Source organism: Streptomyces sp. NPDC004721 (genome assembly GCF_053601495.1).
In genome coordinates, this window is record NZ_JBSGBZ010000002.1 from 289426 (window position 1) to 305129 (window position 15704).

The 15704-nt window shown below is 71.9% G+C and carries 13 protein-coding genes and 2 pseudogenes; 12 read left to right on the forward strand and 3 right to left on the reverse strand.

The annotated features are described in order from the left end of the window. Positions 1-567: 567 nt before the first annotated feature. On the reverse strand, positions 568-2853 hold the full coding sequence (locus tag ACWEK3_RS03020; protein WP_453248757.1) for a heavy metal translocating P-type ATPase: 2286 nt from the start codon (positions 2851-2853) through the stop codon (positions 568-570). 44 nt (positions 2854-2897) lie between these two features. Further along, a complete protein-coding gene (locus tag ACWEK3_RS03025) occupies positions 2898-3137 on the reverse strand; it encodes a heavy-metal-associated domain-containing protein (RefSeq protein ID WP_450538174.1) in 240 nt (79 codons plus the stop codon). 226 nt (positions 3138-3363) lie between these two features. On the opposite strand from ACWEK3_RS03025, the gene ACWEK3_RS03030 reads away from it, so the two are divergent. Continuing rightward, entirely contained in the window at positions 3364-4407 is a 1044-nt protein-coding gene (locus ACWEK3_RS03030; protein WP_453248758.1) for a zinc-dependent alcohol dehydrogenase family protein, read from the forward strand. A gap of 84 nt (positions 4408-4491) precedes the next feature. On the opposite strand, the gene ACWEK3_RS03035 is transcribed toward ACWEK3_RS03030, so the two are convergent. Further along, complete coding sequence (locus tag ACWEK3_RS03035; protein ID WP_365428747.1) at positions 4492-4692, reverse strand: helix-turn-helix transcriptional regulator; 201 nt, start codon at positions 4690-4692, stop codon at positions 4492-4494. A 464-nt stretch (positions 4693-5156) separates the two neighbouring features. Between ACWEK3_RS03035 and ACWEK3_RS03040 the strand changes: the two are divergent. The 11 genes and pseudogenes from ACWEK3_RS03040 to ACWEK3_RS03090 form a co-directional block, all read left to right on the forward strand. After that, a pseudogene (locus ACWEK3_RS03040) lies at positions 5157-5306 on the forward strand (5-deoxy-glucuronate isomerase); the annotation flags it as partial. Positions 5307-5338: 32 nt separating this feature from the next. Further along, positions 5339-5530: pseudogene (locus ACWEK3_RS03045) on the forward strand (3D-(3,5/4)-trihydroxycyclohexane-1,2-dione acylhydrolase (decyclizing)); the annotation flags it as partial. Positions 5531-5544: 14 nt separating this feature from the next. Continuing rightward, complete coding sequence (mmsA, locus tag ACWEK3_RS03050; protein WP_453248759.1) at positions 5545-7047, forward strand: CoA-acylating methylmalonate-semialdehyde dehydrogenase; 1503 nt, start codon at positions 5545-5547, stop codon at positions 7045-7047. A 320-nt stretch (positions 7048-7367) separates the two neighbouring features. Next, the gene (locus ACWEK3_RS03055; RefSeq protein ID WP_384425690.1) at positions 7368-8786 is read left to right on the forward strand and encodes an APC family permease; all 1419 of its coding nucleotides are present in this window, start codon (positions 7368-7370) and stop codon (positions 8784-8786) included. A 121-nt stretch (positions 8787-8907) separates the two neighbouring features. Next, positions 8908-11559 (forward strand): CocE/NonD family hydrolase, encoded by a 2652-nt coding sequence (locus ACWEK3_RS03060; protein WP_453248760.1) that lies wholly within the window; start codon positions 8908-8910, stop codon positions 11557-11559. After that, on the forward strand, positions 11556-12419 hold the full coding sequence (locus tag ACWEK3_RS03065) for an ABC transporter permease (RefSeq protein WP_450538184.1): 864 nt from the start codon (positions 11556-11558) through the stop codon (positions 12417-12419). Before ACWEK3_RS03060 ends, ACWEK3_RS03065 begins: the two co-directional genes overlap by 4 nt. 467 nt (positions 12420-12886) lie before the next feature. Further along, positions 12887-13054, forward strand: a complete 168-nt coding sequence (locus ACWEK3_RS03070; RefSeq protein ID WP_450538186.1) for a hypothetical protein — start codon at positions 12887-12889, stop codon at positions 13052-13054. After that, positions 13051-13278 (forward strand): rodlin, encoded by a 228-nt coding sequence (locus tag ACWEK3_RS03075; RefSeq protein ID WP_450538187.1) that lies wholly within the window; start codon positions 13051-13053, stop codon positions 13276-13278. Before ACWEK3_RS03070 ends, ACWEK3_RS03075 begins: the two co-directional genes overlap by 4 nt. A gap of 254 nt (positions 13279-13532) precedes the next feature. After that, a complete protein-coding gene (locus ACWEK3_RS03080; protein ID WP_390725650.1) occupies positions 13533-13760 on the forward strand; it encodes a chaplin in 228 nt (75 codons plus the stop codon). Between the two features lie 130 nt (positions 13761-13890). Next, positions 13891-14547 (forward strand): chaplin, encoded by a 657-nt coding sequence (locus tag ACWEK3_RS03085; RefSeq protein ID WP_453248761.1) that lies wholly within the window; start codon positions 13891-13893, stop codon positions 14545-14547. A 752-nt stretch (positions 14548-15299) separates the two neighbouring features. Continuing rightward, a complete protein-coding gene (locus ACWEK3_RS03090; RefSeq protein WP_450538191.1) occupies positions 15300-15539 on the forward strand; it encodes a chaplin in 240 nt (79 codons plus the stop codon). The last annotated feature ends 165 nt before the right edge of the window (positions 15540-15704 follow it).

The following is a 15704-nucleotide window of genomic DNA, read 5'->3' on the forward strand; positions in this document are numbered from 1 at the left end:
ACGGACCACAGGGGAAGCGCGGCCCGGAAGAAGGCCGAGGAAGAAGGCCGAGGAAGAAGCGGAAGGCGCCCCGGAACGCCGGTCCCCCCACGGGCCGACGACCAGGGCGCCTTCCCATGTCCCGGTGCGGATTCCCCCCACGGGATCCGGCCGGGCGTTCAAGGACCAGCGCCTGAATCGCTGTGAGCACAACGAGCAGAACTCGTCGCACCTGGTGCTGTGCGGTCTGCCGGGACGCGCACGCGCGGGAGGGCCGCTCAAAGCTTCCCGGTGTACGTGCCCCGGCAACGCACCTCTGAGGAAGTCCCCCAAGACATCCCCAGATGCCGGTCAGCGCCCCCCAAGACGCTGCCCGACATCGCCAACTTAGACCTTCGAACCCCTTCGATGGTTACGTTCACATCACTGTGATCTGCGTCTCTTGCATATGTCCGTTAGGTACGCAAGAGCCCAAGTATGGCGACGGTACCCAAGCGTAAGGATGATGCGCGAGCCTTGTGAAGAGCTTATGTGAGGCGCGCGTTGGACTCTAGAGGGACTCTTACTTCGGTCTCGACTGCTTTTCATTCAGCGGAACGTGCGCAGCCGCAGACTGTTCGTCACCACGAACACCGACGAGAACGCCATCGCCGCTCCCGCGATCATCGGATTGAGCAGTCCGGCGGCGGCCAGCGGCAGCGCGGCCACGTTGTAGCCGAAGGCCCACACGAGGTTGCCCTTGATGGTGGCAAGGGTCCGCCGGGACAGGCGGATGGCGTCCGCGGCCACCCGGAGGTCCCCGCGCACCAGGGTCAGATCGCCGGCCTCGATGGCGGCGTCCGTCCCGGTGCCCATGGCCAGACCCAGGTCGGCGGTGGCGAGCGCGGCGGCGTCGTTGACCCCGTCGCCGACCATCGCCACCGTGCGCCCCTCGGCCCGCAGCCGCCTGACGGCCTCGACCTTCTCCTCGGGCAGCACCTCGGCGACCACGTCCTGCGGGTCGATCCCGACGGCGCGTGCCACGGCCTCGGCGACGGCGCGGTTGTCCCCGGTCAGCAGGACCGGCCGCAGCCCCAGCGCGCGCAACTGCGCCACCGCCTGCGCGCTGGTCTCCTTGACCGCGTCCGCGACGGCGATGACACCGCGTGCCGCCCCGTCCCAGCCGACGACGACCGCCGTACGGCCCTCGCTCTCCGCCTCGCGCCGGGCGCGGGCCACCTCCTCGGGCAGCCCGGCGGTGAGTTCCACGAGCCGTCCCACGGCCACGTCATGGCCCTCCACGCGCCCGCGCACGCCGCGTCCGGGGACGTTCTCGAAGTGCGCGACCGGGGGCAGCGGTCCGACCCGTTCCTCGGCGCCCGCGGCCACGGCCCGCGCGATCGGGTGCTCCGAGGTGTGCTCCAGCGCGCCCGCGAGGCGCAGCAGCTGCTTCTCGTCGGTGCCCTCGGCGGCGTGGACCTCCTGGAGGGTCATCCGGCCCGTGGTGACCGTTCCGGTCTTGTCCAGGACGACGGTGTCCACACGGCGGGTGGACTCCAGCACCTCGGGGCCCTTGATGAGGATGCCGAGCTGGGCGCCCCGGCCGGTGCCGACCATCAGCGCGGTCGGCGTGGCCAGGCCCAGCGCGCACGGGCAGGCGATGATCAGCACCGCGACGGCCGCGGTGAACGCGGCGGTCACCTCACCGGTGGCGAACAGCCAGGCGAGCAGGGTGCCGATGGCGATGAGCAGGACGACCGGCACGAAGACCGCCGATATGCGGTCGGCCAGCCGCTGGACCTCGGCCTTGCCGCTCTGCGCGTCCTCGACGAGCTGCGCCATCCGCGCGAGCTGCGTGTCCGCGCCGATCCGGGTGGCCTCGACGACCAGCCGGCCGCCCGCGTTGACCGTGGCGCCGGTGACCGTGTCGCCGGGGCCGACGTCCACGGGCACCGACTCGCCGGTGAGCATCGAGGCGTCGACCGCCGAGCCGCCCTCGACGACCGCGCCGTCGGTGGCGATCTTCTCGCCGGGCCGTACGACGAACCGGTCCCCGACCGCCAGCGCGGCCACCGGGATCCTGGTCTCCGCTCCGCCCCGCAGTACGGAGACGTCCTTCGCGCCCAGTTCCAGCAGTGCCCGCAGCGCCGCGCCCGCCCGCCGCTTGGAGCGGGCCTCCAGATAGCGGCCGAGCAGGATGAACGCGACGACCCCGGCGGCGACCTCCAGGTAGATCGTGGAGGCCGCGTCCACCCGGGAGACGGTGAGGCGGAACTCGTGGCGCATGCCGGGCATGCCCGCGTCGCCCAGGAACAGCGCCCACAGCGACCAGCCGAACGCGGCCAGGGTGCCGATCGAGACGAGCGTGTCCATGGTGGCCGCGCCGTGCCGGGCGTTGGTCAGGGCCGCCCGGTGGAACGGCAGTCCGCCCCAGACGACGACCGGCGCGGCGAGGGTCAGCGAGAGCCACTGCCAGTTCGTGAACTGAAGGGCCGGGACCATCGCGAGCAGCACGACGGGGGCGGCGAGGAGCGCGGAGACGATCAGGCGCCCGCGCAGGGAGGCGAGTTCGGGATCCCGCGGCGCCCGCTCCTCGTCCGGCCGGGACTCCGCGTCCGCCGCCGGTCCGGGTGCCGGCGGCGGGGGCTCCTCCGCCATGTAGCCGGTCTTGACCACGGTGGCGATCAGATCGGCGACCGATACCCCGGTGGGGTGGGAGACCCTGGCCTTCTCCGTGGCGAAGTTGACCGCCGCGGTGACGCCGTCGATGCGGTTGAGCTTCTTCTCGACGCGGGCCGCGCAGGAGGCGCAGGTCATTCCCCCGATGAGCAGCTCGACCTCGGCGGCGCCCGGCTGGTCGGCCGTGGGCGTCTGCGGGGCGGCGCGGGTGTTCATCCTCGGAACTCCAGACGACGTACGGGTGGGTGGACCGGCCCTCGTCAGGCCTCGCCGACGAGTTCGAAGCCGGCCTCGTCCACGGCGGCGCGCACCGCCTCCGTCTCCAGCGGGGAGGCGGAGACGACGGTGACCTCGCCGGTGGAGGCGACGGCCTTCACCGAGCTGACGCCGGGCAGTTCGGAGATCTCGGCGGACACGGAACCCTCGCAGTGTCCGCAGCTCATCCCGCTCACCTTGTAGACGGTGGTGACGGTGTCCGTGGTGCCGGTCTGGGCGGTCATGTCGTTCTCCTCGTCGTGGTGGGTGGGGCACAGGGGGCCACGGTGGCCCGCCAATTTCCAGACTATACCCCTAGGGGGTATTCCTCCAAGGAACCGCGGCCGATGACCGAAGCCGGGTCGAGGCAGGCCGTACGACAGGCCGCCCGTGCCCGGGATGTGCCCGCGTACTACGGTTTCGCCGGCGGCGGTGTGCCGCGGCGAACCGGACGGAAGGCGAGGCGGCGGGATGCGGGCTGTGGTGTTCGAGCGGTACGGGGAGCCGGCCGAAGTGCGCGAGGTGGTCGACCCGAGGCCCGCGGAGCACGGGGTCGTGGTGCGCGTCGAGGCGACCGGCCTGTGCCGCAGTGACTGGCACGGCTGGCAGGGCCACGACCCCGACATCGCGCTGCCGCACGTGCCGGGGCACGAACTCGCCGGGACCGTCGAGGAGGTGGGGCCCCGGGTGACCCGCTGGCGGCCCGGCGACCGGGTGACCGTCCCCTTCGTCTGCGCCTGCGGCACCTGCCCCGCCTGTGCGGCGGGCGACCAGCAGGTGTGCGAGCGGCAGACCCAGCCGGGCTTCACGCACTGGGGCTCCTTCGCCCAGTACGTGGCGCTCGACCACGCCGACGTGAACCTGGTCGCCGTGCCCGAGGGCCTTTCCTTCGCCACGGCGGCCTCGCTCGGCTGCCGGTTCGCCACGGCGTACCGTGCGGTGGTCCAGCAGGGCCGGGCCGCCGTCGGCGACTGGGTCGCCGTGCACGGCTGCGGGGGTGTGGGCCTGTCGGCGGTGATGATCGCGGCGGCCGCGGGGGCCAGGGTGGTCGCGGTGGACGTGTCCGCCCAGGCCCTGGACCTGGCGCGGAGGTTCGGCGCCGCGCAGTGCGTGGACGCCTCCGCCGTCAAGGACACGGCGGAGCGGGTGCGCGAGTTGACCGGCGGCGGCGCCCATCTCTCGCTCGACGCGCTCGGCTCGCCCGCCACCTGCGCGGCCTCGGTGAACGGCCTGCGCCGCCGGGGCCGCCACGTCCAGGTCGGTCTGCTGCCCTCCACGACGGGCACCACCCCGGTGCCCATGGCGCGTGCGATCGCCCTGGAACTCGAACTCCTGGGCAGCCACGGCATGGCCGCGCACGCCTATCCGGAGATGATGGAGCTGGTACGGGCCGGTGTGCTGCGGCCCGACCTGCTGGTGACGTCGGCCATCCCGCTGGCGGCCGTCCCGGACGCGCTCGCGGCGATGGGCACGGCACCGGGATCCGGGGTCACGGTCATCGAGCCGTGGAGCTGACCTGACGGTGCCCCACCTCGCGTGGGGCACCGTCATGCCGGCGAACGGGGAAGGGAGCCGGGCCCGCGGCCCGGCAGTGGTGGTTCAGTCGGCTCTGCGGCCGCGGTTGCCGGGCCGGGCGGCGACCCAGGCGCGGACGGTGTCGGCGTACCAGTAGGGCCTGCCGCGCTCCACGTGGTCGGGTGGTGGCAGCAGGCCGTGTTTGCGGTAGGACCGCACGGTGTCCGGCTGTACCCGGATGTGCGCCGCGATCTCCTTGTACGACCAGAGCCTTCGGTCGGTCATGACGTGCACCTCCCCGCGCGCACCACGGCGGCGGCCGGAGAGGCCGTCGGGGGAGCCGGGCGCTGCGCTGGCGATCTCCAAGCCTGTGATCGGTGAACGACACGGACCGCGCACCGGCAAGCGGCTGTCGGCCGGGTGTGACCGGGGGGCCGCGTACCCGCGACATGTGTGACACGGCAGAGGTTTTTGTGACACAGCTGAAGCAAGCGATCTACCTGCCGGAGGGTTTACGCGACCGGATGGCGGACCCTCTCGTCCGTATGTCCGGACAAACCATTGACAGGGGTCCGTGCCCGGCACTAGAACCGGGGGAACCGGGGGAGTCGAGGCGAAGGGAAGCCGAGGGCAGCCGATGGCGTGCGACCTGATCACCGCGGGGCCGTACACGCCGGCGTGCCCGGGACGGCCCGTCCGGCCAAGAGTTTCCCCACCCGAGCGGCGAGGGCACGCTGGGTGCAGACCCGCACGCGCCCCGTGGCGCCCGGGCACAGAACGCCTCCGGCGCGGGACGCCGCTTCGCCCTGGCAGGAGCGAAGTGCGAGCGTCGACTCCCCGCCCGCTACGGCCCCGCGCCGGAGGTCCCGACAGCCCACCGCGGGGCGGCGGCCGCCGCACCCCGCTCGACCGCGGAATCCGCACACCGTCCGCACCGGGGCGCGCGGCGGACACTCCCACATGTGTCTACGCGGAGACGGAAACCGCAGACACAGTGTCGGGCGCGCCCTGGGCGCGTGCCTGGTGGGATGTACCTGTGGCCGGGACCGCGACGCGCCCGTCGCCGGTCACGGCACACGAGCTCGACGAACGGCACGTTTCGACCCGTCGCCGCCATCTGTGAAGGAGTAACCGGGCATGACGAAGATCGTCAACCACTGGATCGGCGGGAAGACCGCCGAAGGCGCCTCGGGGACGTACGGGCCGGTCACGGACCCGGCGACCGGCGAGGTCACCACGAAGGTCGCGTTCGCCTCCGTGGAGGAGGTGGACGCCGCGGTCGCCGCCGCCCAGGACGCGTACCTGACCTGGGGGCAGTCCTCGCTGGCCCAGCGGACCTCGATCCTGTTCAAGTTCCGCGCGCTGCTGGACGCCCACCGCGACGAGATCGCCGAGCTGATCACCGCCGAGCACGGCAAGGTGCACTCCGACGCGCTCGGCGAGGTCGCGCGCGGCCTGGAGATCGTCGACCTGGCCTGCGGCATCAACGTCCAGCTCAAGGGCGAGCTGTCCACCCAGGTCGCCACCCGCGTCGACGTGGCCGCGATCCGGCAGCCGCTGGGCGTGGTCGCCGGCATCACGCCGTTCAACTTCCCGGCGATGGTCCCGATGTGGATGTTCCCCATCGCCATCGCGTGCGGCAACACCTTCGTGCTGAAGCCGAGCGAGAAGGACCCGTCGGCCTCCCTGAAGATCGCCGAGCTGCTGGCCGAGGCCGGGCTGCCCGACGGCGTCTTCAACGTGGTCCACGGCGACAAGGTGGCCGTGGACCGCCTCCTGGAGCACCCCGACGTCAAGGCGGTCTCCTTCGTCGGCTCCACCCCGATCGCCCGCTACATCCACACCACCGCCTCCGCGAACGGCAAGCGCGTGCAGGCCCTCGGCGGCGCCAAGAACCACATGCTGGTGCTGCCGGACGCCGACCTGGACGCGGCCGCCGACGCCGCCGTCTCGGCCGCGTACGGCTCGGCGGGCGAGCGCTGCATGGCCATCTCGGCCGTCGTCGCGGTCGGTTCGATCGGCGACGAGCTGGTGGAGAAGATCCGCGAGCGCGCCGAGAAGATCAAGATCGGTCCGGGCAGCGACCCGTCCTCCGAGATGGGCCCGCTGATCACCAAGGCACACCGCGACAAGGTGGCCTCGTACGTGGAGAACGCCGCGAGCGAGGGCTCCGAGGTCGTCCTGGACGGCACCGGCTACACGGTCGAGGGCTTCGAGGGCGGCCACTGGGTCGGCATCTCGCTGCTGGACAAGGTGCCGACCAGCGCGAAGGCCTACCAGGACGAGATCTTCGGCCCGGTGCTGTGCGTGCTGCGCGTGGACAGCTACGACGAGGGCGTGGCGCTGATCAACGCCTCGCCGTTCGGCAACGGCACCGCGATCTTCACCCGGGACGGCGGCGCGGCCCGCCGCTTCCAGCTGGAGATCGAGGCCGGCATGGTCGGCGTCAACGTGCCGATCCCGGTGCCGGTGGGCTACCACTCCTTCGGCGGCTGGAAGGACTCGCTCTTCGGCGACCACCACATCTACGGCAACGACGGCACGCACTTCTACACGCGCGGCAAGGTCGTCACCACCCGCTGGCCGGACCCGTCCGAGGCTCCGGCGGGCGTGGACCTCGGGTTCCCGCGCAACCACTGACCGTCGCACCCCGACCGTCGCCGCAGGCGATGACGAGGCCGTCCGCTATGCGGACGGCCTCATCTTTTTTCGGGTGCGCGCTGCGGTTCCCGTACGCCCGTAAGGGCCCGAACAATCGGACCGTTCGACGAGTGAATCAGTTGTAGATCGCTGTTCCGCCGCGAATTCCGTAGGTTAACGACCATTGACTCGGCGGTTTTCGTTGATGTTCGATATCCGGGCCGGGAGCGGACGAGAGCACGTACGACCGCGAACCGCCGGAGGCGATAGCGCGCTCCCCGGCCCCCTCACCTGTTGCACAAGTCGATCGGAACCGCTGCATGACCGACATGCTCCGCTCTGTCGAGAACGCCGTCCCCGAAGTGGCCGGCAGTCCCACAGAGGCGACGGACAGCCCCACCAAGCTCAAGCGCTCCATCGGGGTCGTCGGCGGCACCCTCCTCACCCTCTCGTGCGTGACCCCCGCTTCCACGCTGTTCGTGGTCGTGCCCGACCTCCTCGGCACGCTCGGCACCGCCACCGCCCTCACCATCGCCATCGGCTCCCTGCTGTGCATCGCCGTGGCGTTCTGCTACTCCGAGCTGGGCACCCTCATCCCCAGCGCGGGCGGCGAGTACGCCATGGTGTCGACCATGGCCGGGCGGCTGGCGGGCTGGCTGGTCTTCGTGCTGTCCCTGCTCGTCGTCATGATCGTCCCGCCGGTGATCGCGATGGGCACCGCGGACTACCTGGCGCCGATCGTGCACCTCGACCCGGCCTGGACCGGTGCCGGCGTGATGCTGCTGGCCACCCTCGCCGGCCTGCTGGACCTGCGCGCCAACGCCTGGATCACCGGCATCTTCCTGGTCCTGGAGGTCATCGCGGCGGGCGTGGTCGCGCTGCTGGGCTTCGCGCACAGCCACCGGGGCGTCGGCAGCCTGGTCTCCATGCAGGTGGCCGGCGCGGACGGGCACACGGACGCCGTGACGGCCATGCTCGTCATCTCCGGGCTCGCCATCGCGCTCTTCGCCACCCAGGGCTTCTCCACCGCCGTCTACCTCTCCGAGGAGCTGGAGAACCCGCGCCGCAACGTCGCCCGCACGGTGCTCGCCACCCTCGCCATCTCCTCCGTGATCATCCTCGTGCCGGTCGTCGCCATCACCATGGGCGCCTCCGACATCAAGGAGCTGACCGCAGGCAACCTGAGCTCGATGGTGATCGCCTGGTCCAACTCCGCGGTCGGCACCTTCGTCAGCCTCTGCGTGGCCCTGGCGATCATCAACGCCGGCATCGTCATGGTCATCCAGAACTCCCGCGTGCTGTTCGCCTCCGCCCGCGACAAGGCCTGGCCCTCGGCGGTGAACAACGTCTTCTCCCGGCTCGGCCGCTTCGGCTCCCCCTGGGTCGCCACCCTCGCGGTGGGCGTCCCCGGCGCGCTGCTGTGCTTCGTCAACCTGGACACCCTGTACGGCGTCACGGGCGTCTCGGTGACCGGCATGTACCTGCTGGTCGCGGTCGCCGCGCTGCTGTCCCGCCGCGGTTCCCACAAGCACACGGCCGCCTGGCGCATGCCGCTGTGGCCGGCCGTGCCCGTGCTGCTCATCGCGTTCCTGGCCTACATCCTCAGCCGGCAGGAGATCACCTACCTGCTGTGGACCGGCGGCATCATGGCGGTCGCCACCCTCTACTGGGCCTTCTACCTCCGCCCCCGCCGCGACACCCGCTGGCTGGTGTCGATCCCGGAGGACACCCAGCCGTAGGACGACGGGCCGCGTACCGCGTCCGCGGTACACCGCGGCGGCCCCGTACTCCCCGGGGAGGGGCGGAGGTTCGGTCCGGCGGCGGCTTCGGTCGCCGGCGGCGGCCCGTACCGTGGAGGACATGGATCTTCGACTGCCCGGATTGCGCGGGCTGCCGCGGAGGCCCCGGCGCCTGCTGGCCGCCGGGGCCGCCGTCGTCGTGCTGGCCGGTGCCGGCACGTGGACGGCGATCGCCTCCGACGACCCACCCCCGGTGCACCGGGCCGACCGGATGATGACCACGGGCGACGGGGTGCGGATCGACACCTCGTACTTCACCCCGGCCACGCCCGGCCGCCACCCCGCCGTCCTGCTCGGGCACGGCTTCGGCGGCAGCAAGGCCGACGTACGGCGGCAGGCGCAGGGCCTCGCCAGGGACGGATACGCGGTGCTGACGTGGTCGGCGCGCGGCTTCGGCAGATCCACCGGCAAGATCGGGCTGAACGACCCCGAGGGCGAGGTCGCCGACGTCTCCAAGCTGATCGACTGGCTCGCGCGGCGGCCCGAGGTGCAGCTCGACGGGCCCGGTGACCCGCGCGTGGGCGTGGCCGGAGCCTCCTACGGCGGAGCGATCTCCCTGCTCGCCGCCGGACACGACCGCCGGGTGGACGCCATCGCCCCGGCGATCACCTACTGGAACCTCGCGGACGCGCTCTTCCCGGGCGGCGTCTTCAAGAAGCTGTGGGCGGGCGCCTTCATCAACTCCGGCGGCGGATGCGCCGCGTTCGAGCCCGCGCTGTGCCGGATGTACGAGCGGGTCGCCGAGTCGGGCAAGCCGGACGCCGAGGCGCGCGCACTGCTCCAGGAGCGCTCGCCGTCCGCCGTCGCCGACCGCATCAAGGTGCCGACCCTGCTGGTGCAGGGCCAGACCGACTCCCTCTTCCCGCTCGGCCAGGCCGACGCCGCCGCCCGGGCCATTCGGACGAACGGCGCCCCGGTCGACGTCGACTGGATCGCGGGCGGCCACGACGGCGGCGACCTGGAGACCGGCCGGGTCCAGGCACGCGTGAAGACCTGGTTCGACCGGTACCTCAAGGGCGACAAGACCGCCGACACGGGCCCCGCCTTCCGCATCACCCGCACCGGCGGGGTCGACTCCACCGACGGCCGGGCCCTGCTGCGGGGCGCGAGCGGCAGCGCCTATCCGGGACTGGACGGCGGGCAGCGGTCCATCGCGCTGCGCGGAGGCGAGCGGCGCTTCGAGAACCCCGCCGGGGCCAACCCGCCCGCCGTGTCCTCCCTGCCGGGCCTCGGCGGCTCCGGCGGTCTGGCCCAGCTGTCCTCGCTCGGCGTCGGGGTGTCCCTTGACTTCCCCGGCCAGTACGCGCGGTTCGACTCCGCGCCGCTCGGCGGCGGCCTGCGCATCACCGGATCGCCCACGGTGACCGTCCACGTCACCTCGACCGCCTACGACGCGGTGCTCTTCGCCAAGCTGTACGACGTCGGACCGGGCAAGGAACAGCCGGTGCTGCCCGCCCAGCTGGTGGCCCCCGTGCGCGTCGAGGGCGCCAAGGCCGGCAAGGACGTCACCCTCACACTCCCGGCGATCGACCACGAGGTGCAGAAGGGCCACCGGTTCCGCCTGGTCCTCGCCTCCACCGACCTCGGCTATGCCTCACCGGCCGCCCCGGCGACGTACACCGTCGGCCTGAAGAGCGATCTGAAGGTGCCGACCGCGCCGGGCGTGACCACCGCGGCGGCGCCGCTGCCCGGCTGGGTGTGGTGGCTGCCGGCGGCCGGCGCGGCGGTCGCGCTCGCCCTGCTGCTGACCGCCCGCCGCCGCACCGCCGCGCCCGCACCCGACCCGGAACTGGCCGACGTCCCGCTGCGGATCACCGGCCTGAGCAAGCGGTACGCGAGGTCGGCGGACCGGTACGCGGTACGGGACCTGTCGTTCCAGGTGGACAAGGGCCAGGTCCTCGGCCTGCTCGGGCCGAACGGCGCGGGCAAGACGACCACCCTGCGCATGCTGATGGGCCTGATCCAGCCGGACGCCGGCGAGATCCGCGTCTTCGGCCACGCCGTCCGGCCCGGCGCGCCCGTGCTGTCGCGGGTCGGCGCCTTCGTCGAAGGCGCCGGGTTCCTGCCCCATCTGTCCGGCCGGGAGAACCTGGAGCTGTACTGGCAGGCCACCGGCCGCCCGCCCGAGGACGCACACCTGGACGAGGCCCTCCGGATCGCCGGCCTCGGCGACGCGCTGGCCCGCGCGGTACGCACCTACTCGCAGGGCATGCGCCAGCGCCTGGCGATCGCGCAGGCCATGCTGGGCCTGCCGGACCTGCTGATCCTGGACGAGCCCACCAACGGCCTCGACCCGCCCCAGATCCGCGAGATGCGCGAGGTGATGATCCGTTACGCGGCCGACGGCCGCACGGTGATCGTCTCCAGCCATCTGCTCTCGGAGGTCGAACAGTCCTGCACGCACCTGGTCGTGATGGACCGGGGACGGCTGGTGCAGGCGGGTCCGGTCGGCGAGATCGTCGGCTCCGGGGACACCCTGCTGGTCGGCACCGCCACCCCGGTGGAGGACCCGGTCGTGGAGAAGGTGTCCGCCCTGCCGGGCGTCGCCTCGGCACTGCGGACCGAGGACGGCCTCCTGGTCCGGCTGGAGACCGGCGGCACGGCGCGGGAGCTGGTCGTGGAGCTGGTCCGGCTGGAGGTGCCCGTCGTCTCGGTCGGCCCCCACCGCCGGCTCGAAGACGCCTTCCTCACCTTGATCGGAGGTTCCGCATGAGCACGCTCGCCGAGAGCACCGAGGTCGCCTCCGGTTACCGGGCGGGCCGCACCCTGCCCCTGAGGGTGGAGCTGGTGCGGCAGCTCAAGCGGCGCCGCACGCTCGTCATGGGCGGCATCCTGGCCGCGCTGCCCTTCGTGCTGGCCGTCGCCTTCGCGATCGGCGGCGGTCCGGGCGGCCGCAGCGGCCGGGTGACGCTGATGGACACGGCCACCGCGTCCGGGGCCAACTTCGCCGCGGTGAACCTGTTCGTCTCGGCCGGCTTCCTGCTGGTGATCCCGGTGGCGCTGTTCTGCGGGGACACGGTCGCCTCGGAGGCGAGCTGGTCCTCCCTGCGCTACCTGCTCGCAGCGCCCGTGCCGCGGGCCCGGCTGCTGTGGTCCAAGCTCGTCGTCGGACTCGGGCTCAGCCTGGCGGCGATGCTGCTGCTGCCGCTGGTGGCGCTCGCCGTCGGCACGGCCGCCTACGGCTGGGGCCCGCTGGAGATCCCCACCGGTGGCGCGCTGGACGCGGGCACCGCAGCGCAGCGGCTGCTGGTGGTCGTGGCGTACATCTTCGTGTCGCAACTGGTCACCGCGGCACTGGCGTTCTGGCTGTCCACCAGGACGGACGCGCCGCTCGGCGCCGTGGGCGGTGCCGTCGGCCTGACCATCGTGGGCAACGTCCTGGACGCCGTCACGGCCCTCGGGCACTGGCGCGACTTCCTGCCCGCGCACTGGCAGTACGCCTGGGCCGACGCCGTGCAGCCGCACCCCGAGTGGTCCGGGATGATCCAGGGCACGGCGGTCTCCGTCAGCTACGCGCTGGTGCTGTTCGCCCTGGCCTTCCGCGGGTTCGCCCGCAAGGACGTGGTGTCCTAGTTGTACTGACCCGGGAGGTTGTTGACGGGTGAGCCAGGTCTCGGCTGAGGGATCTTGAACAGGTGAGGGCCTTCCGGTTCGGTGTGGATTGCGACGTCTACACCAAGCGAAAGGCCCTCGTGCCACACCGTAACGCACCCCTGACCGAGACCGGCCGTTCGTGACGGTCGGCCCGCCGTCGCGGCGACGGCCGCGGTGGCGACAGACTTCCTCATCACTGACCAGTCCTTTCTGAAAAGCCGCGTTCCACACCGGAGCGCTCTGGTCAACTGCGTGGCCACACCCCGGTTTCTCCCGTTCACTCCGTCGGTCGAGGGTCCGGACCGATTGTGTGTTTTTTGGAATCCGTGATTTTCCGGAGTTTTGAATGCGGTGGCGTCCAAGCGGGTGAACCCCCGCAACCAAACATGCGGCGCCGGGTTGATGAAGGCGTAGGACCTGCGTCGCTAAGAGGAAAGGAACGCGCAGTGCTCAAGAAGGCAAAGGTCGCCGCGGCGGCCGCCGCTTCTGTCGTCGGTATGTCGGTGACGGCCGCTCCCGCGGCGCTTGCCATCGGCGACGACAGTGGCCCGACCGTCTCGAACGGCGCCGGAGCCTCGTCGTCGTTCGGCAACTCGGCCACGAGGGCACTGTGAGCCCGCGGTTCTCGCCGACCCGGGGGTCGCTCAACAAGCCGTGCCTCGGCCTGGGCGACACCAGCGCCGGTGTGCTGCAGGCCGTCAACGTCCAGGACGTTCCGGTTCTGTCGGACCAGCAGAACCAGCAGCGCTCGGACACCTCCACCCAGGCCCAGCGGGACGCCGCGCTTTCGCACCTCCGGGACAACCTGTCAGTTCTCTCCGCCAACACCGGGAGCTGAGCCGAGTCAGGTGGCCCATGGTCCTTTGCCGCTTCGGCCGAGGACTGCCCGGACCTTTCCGAAGAACTCTTTCCGGCAATGCAGTCGAGGGTGAATCGTATGGCCGCGAGGGTCAATCGAGTGAAGTGCTCGGCGACTCACGTTCCGCGTTTTCCCATTACGGCTATTCCTCGTTCAGCATCACGACCGTATCGGTTGTGTTCAATCGGTTTCTGACCGTCATCGGGGCATCGTCCCCAAGAAGGGAACATTTCATGAAGAAGAGCGTTGCTGTCGTCACCGGCGCCCTCGTGGCCCTGGGCATGGCCGGCCCCGCCTTCGCCGACTCCGGGGCCTCGGGTACCGCCACGAACTCCCCGGGTGTGCTCTCGGGCAACGTCATCCAGGTTCCCGTGCACGTTCCGGTCAACGCCTGCGGCAACACCGTCAACGTCATCGCGCTGCTGAACCCGGCGTTCGGCAACACCTGCGCCAACGGCTGACCGTCCGGCGCACCCAGCCGCACCGGCTGTGTCACGGCCGGCCTTGGACATCGATCTCTCGCCCAAGGCCGGCCTTCCCACTTCTTCAAGCCGCATAGAACTGGCGGCTGCAAGCAGGAAGACAACGAGATTGCGACAGACTCTGAGCAGGGGAGTGTTCGCGGCCGCCGCCGCGACGAGCATGCTGACCCTGTGCGGCAGCTCCGCCCTGGCCGACTCGCAGGCCGACGGTGCCGCCTCCAACTCGCCCGGCGTGCTGTCCGGGAACACCATCCAGGCACCGGTCTCGGTGCCGGTGAACGTCTGCGGTAACACCGTGAACGTGGTGGCGGCGCTCAACCCGACGTTCGGCAACGGCTGCGCCAACGGCTCACCGGCGCCCGGGCCCGTGCCCGGGCCCGGGCCCGGGCCCGTCACGGAGCCGGAACCCGGTGTCACGCCGCCGACCGGCGGCGGCTCCACGACTCCGCCTTCCCCGGGCACGCCGACGCCCACGCCGGCCGCCGAAACGCCGACCACGAACACCCCGCCGCGCGTGGTGGACGAGCCGGTGGATGAGCCGGTAGACGAGCCGGTGGACGAGCTGGTGGACGAGCCGGTGGCCGAGCCCCAGCGCGCCCAGACCCTGCCGGCTCCGGCGGCCTTCGAGCACGCCACGCCTGACGCGGCCCCGCAGTTGGCCGAGACCGGCACCGGTGCCCTGCTGGCGTCCTCGGCCGCCAGCGCGGCCCTGATCGCCGGCGGCGTGATCCTCTACCGACGCGGCCGCGCGGCGTCGCAGCGCTAGGGCTGGATCTCGCGGGCCGGCGAAGCGGCCCTCTACGGGTGCCGGACATGCTGTCCGGCACCCGTTCTTGTTGTCCTTGACGGCCGGCGTGCCCGTCGTACTGACGGTTGGTGTGCCCGTCTTCCTGCCGGCCGTCGCGCTCGTCTGCCTGCGGGCTGGCAGGCTCGCGCCGGTCCTCCTGAAGGCCGACGGTCTCGACTGGCTGGGGCCGGCGGGCTCGTCTTGCTGCCGGCCGTCGCGTCTGTCTTGCTGCCGGCCGCACGCTCGCCTGCCTGGCGTCCGGGCGCACTTGTCTTGCCGACGTCCGGAGCGACCGTCCGCGGCCGACCGACCACCGGCTACGGCCCGCGCCACTCCCGGCCCGCAGCCAACCCTGCCGCGCCTCTGGCCCTGGCCCGCCGCTGGTCCTGGTCCGCCCCTGGCCGTGGCTCACCTCCAGTCTTGGTCCGCCTCCGGTTCCGGCCCGCTGCCGGTCCTGGCCTGCTGCGGGTCCCGGTCCGACCCCCGGGTCCTGGTTCGCCTCCGGCCGTAGCTCGCTCCAGTCCCGGCCCGCCTCGGTCCTGGCTTGGCGGCGGCACCGGCCGGCCCCTGGCCGTGGCCCGTCCTCGGAGTTGGGAGGCGAGCCGGACGTGCTTGCGGAAACTTTTGAGATCACCCCTTTGGCGGCACAACTCGTCGGACTGCCACGCGTTGACACAACGCCGGGCATCCCCGCCCGGGTGTTTTTGCATCAATCCAAGGAGCACCTCTCCATGTCGCGTATCGCCAAGGGCCTGGTCCTTACCTCCGTCGCCGCAGCGGCCGTCGCCGGTGGTGCCGGCATCGCCGCCGCCAGCAGCGGCGCGACCGGCGGCGCCGCCAACTCCCCGGGCGTGCTGTCGGGCAACGTCGTCCAGGTTCCCGTGCACGTTCCGGTCAACGTCTGCGGCAACACCATCGACGTCGTCGGCGTGTTGAACCCGACGTTCGGCAACGCCTGCGTCAACGCCTGACGTCCGCGCGCGTTCCTCCGTCCGGCCGCCGTCCCCGGGTTCCTCCCGTGGGACGGCGGCCGGACGCGTAGGAGACCCCCTGTGTCGCAGATCCCGTATGAGTACCCGGCGAATTCGGGCCGCCGGGGTTTCCGGTCCGGCCGCGGCTCGTTGGGCAGGGCGACG

Coding starts and splice junctions, on each gene's coding strand:
- ACWEK3_RS03020 (WP_453248757.1), bottom strand. CDS start 2,853: ATGAACACCCGCGCCGCCCCGCAGACGCCCACGGCCGACCAGCCGGGC.
- ACWEK3_RS03025 (WP_450538174.1), bottom strand. CDS start 3,137: ATGACCGCCCAGACCGGCACCACGGACACCGTCACCACCGTCTACAAG.
- ACWEK3_RS03030 (WP_453248758.1), top strand. CDS start 3,364: ATGCGGGCTGTGGTGTTCGAGCGGTACGGGGAGCCGGCCGAAGTGCGC.
- ACWEK3_RS03035 (WP_365428747.1), bottom strand. CDS start 4,692: ATGACCGACCGAAGGCTCTGGTCGTACAAGGAGATCGCGGCGCACATC.
- mmsA (WP_453248759.1), top strand. CDS start 5,545: ATGACGAAGATCGTCAACCACTGGATCGGCGGGAAGACCGCCGAAGGC.
- ACWEK3_RS03055 (WP_384425690.1), top strand. CDS start 7,368: ATGACCGACATGCTCCGCTCTGTCGAGAACGCCGTCCCCGAAGTGGCC.
- ACWEK3_RS03060 (WP_453248760.1), top strand. CDS start 8,908: ATGGATCTTCGACTGCCCGGATTGCGCGGGCTGCCGCGGAGGCCCCGG.
- ACWEK3_RS03065 (WP_450538184.1), top strand. CDS start 11,556: ATGAGCACGCTCGCCGAGAGCACCGAGGTCGCCTCCGGTTACCGGGCG.
- ACWEK3_RS03080 (WP_390725650.1), top strand. CDS start 13,533: ATGAAGAAGAGCGTTGCTGTCGTCACCGGCGCCCTCGTGGCCCTGGGC.
- ACWEK3_RS03090 (WP_450538191.1), top strand. CDS start 15,300: ATGTCGCGTATCGCCAAGGGCCTGGTCCTTACCTCCGTCGCCGCAGCG.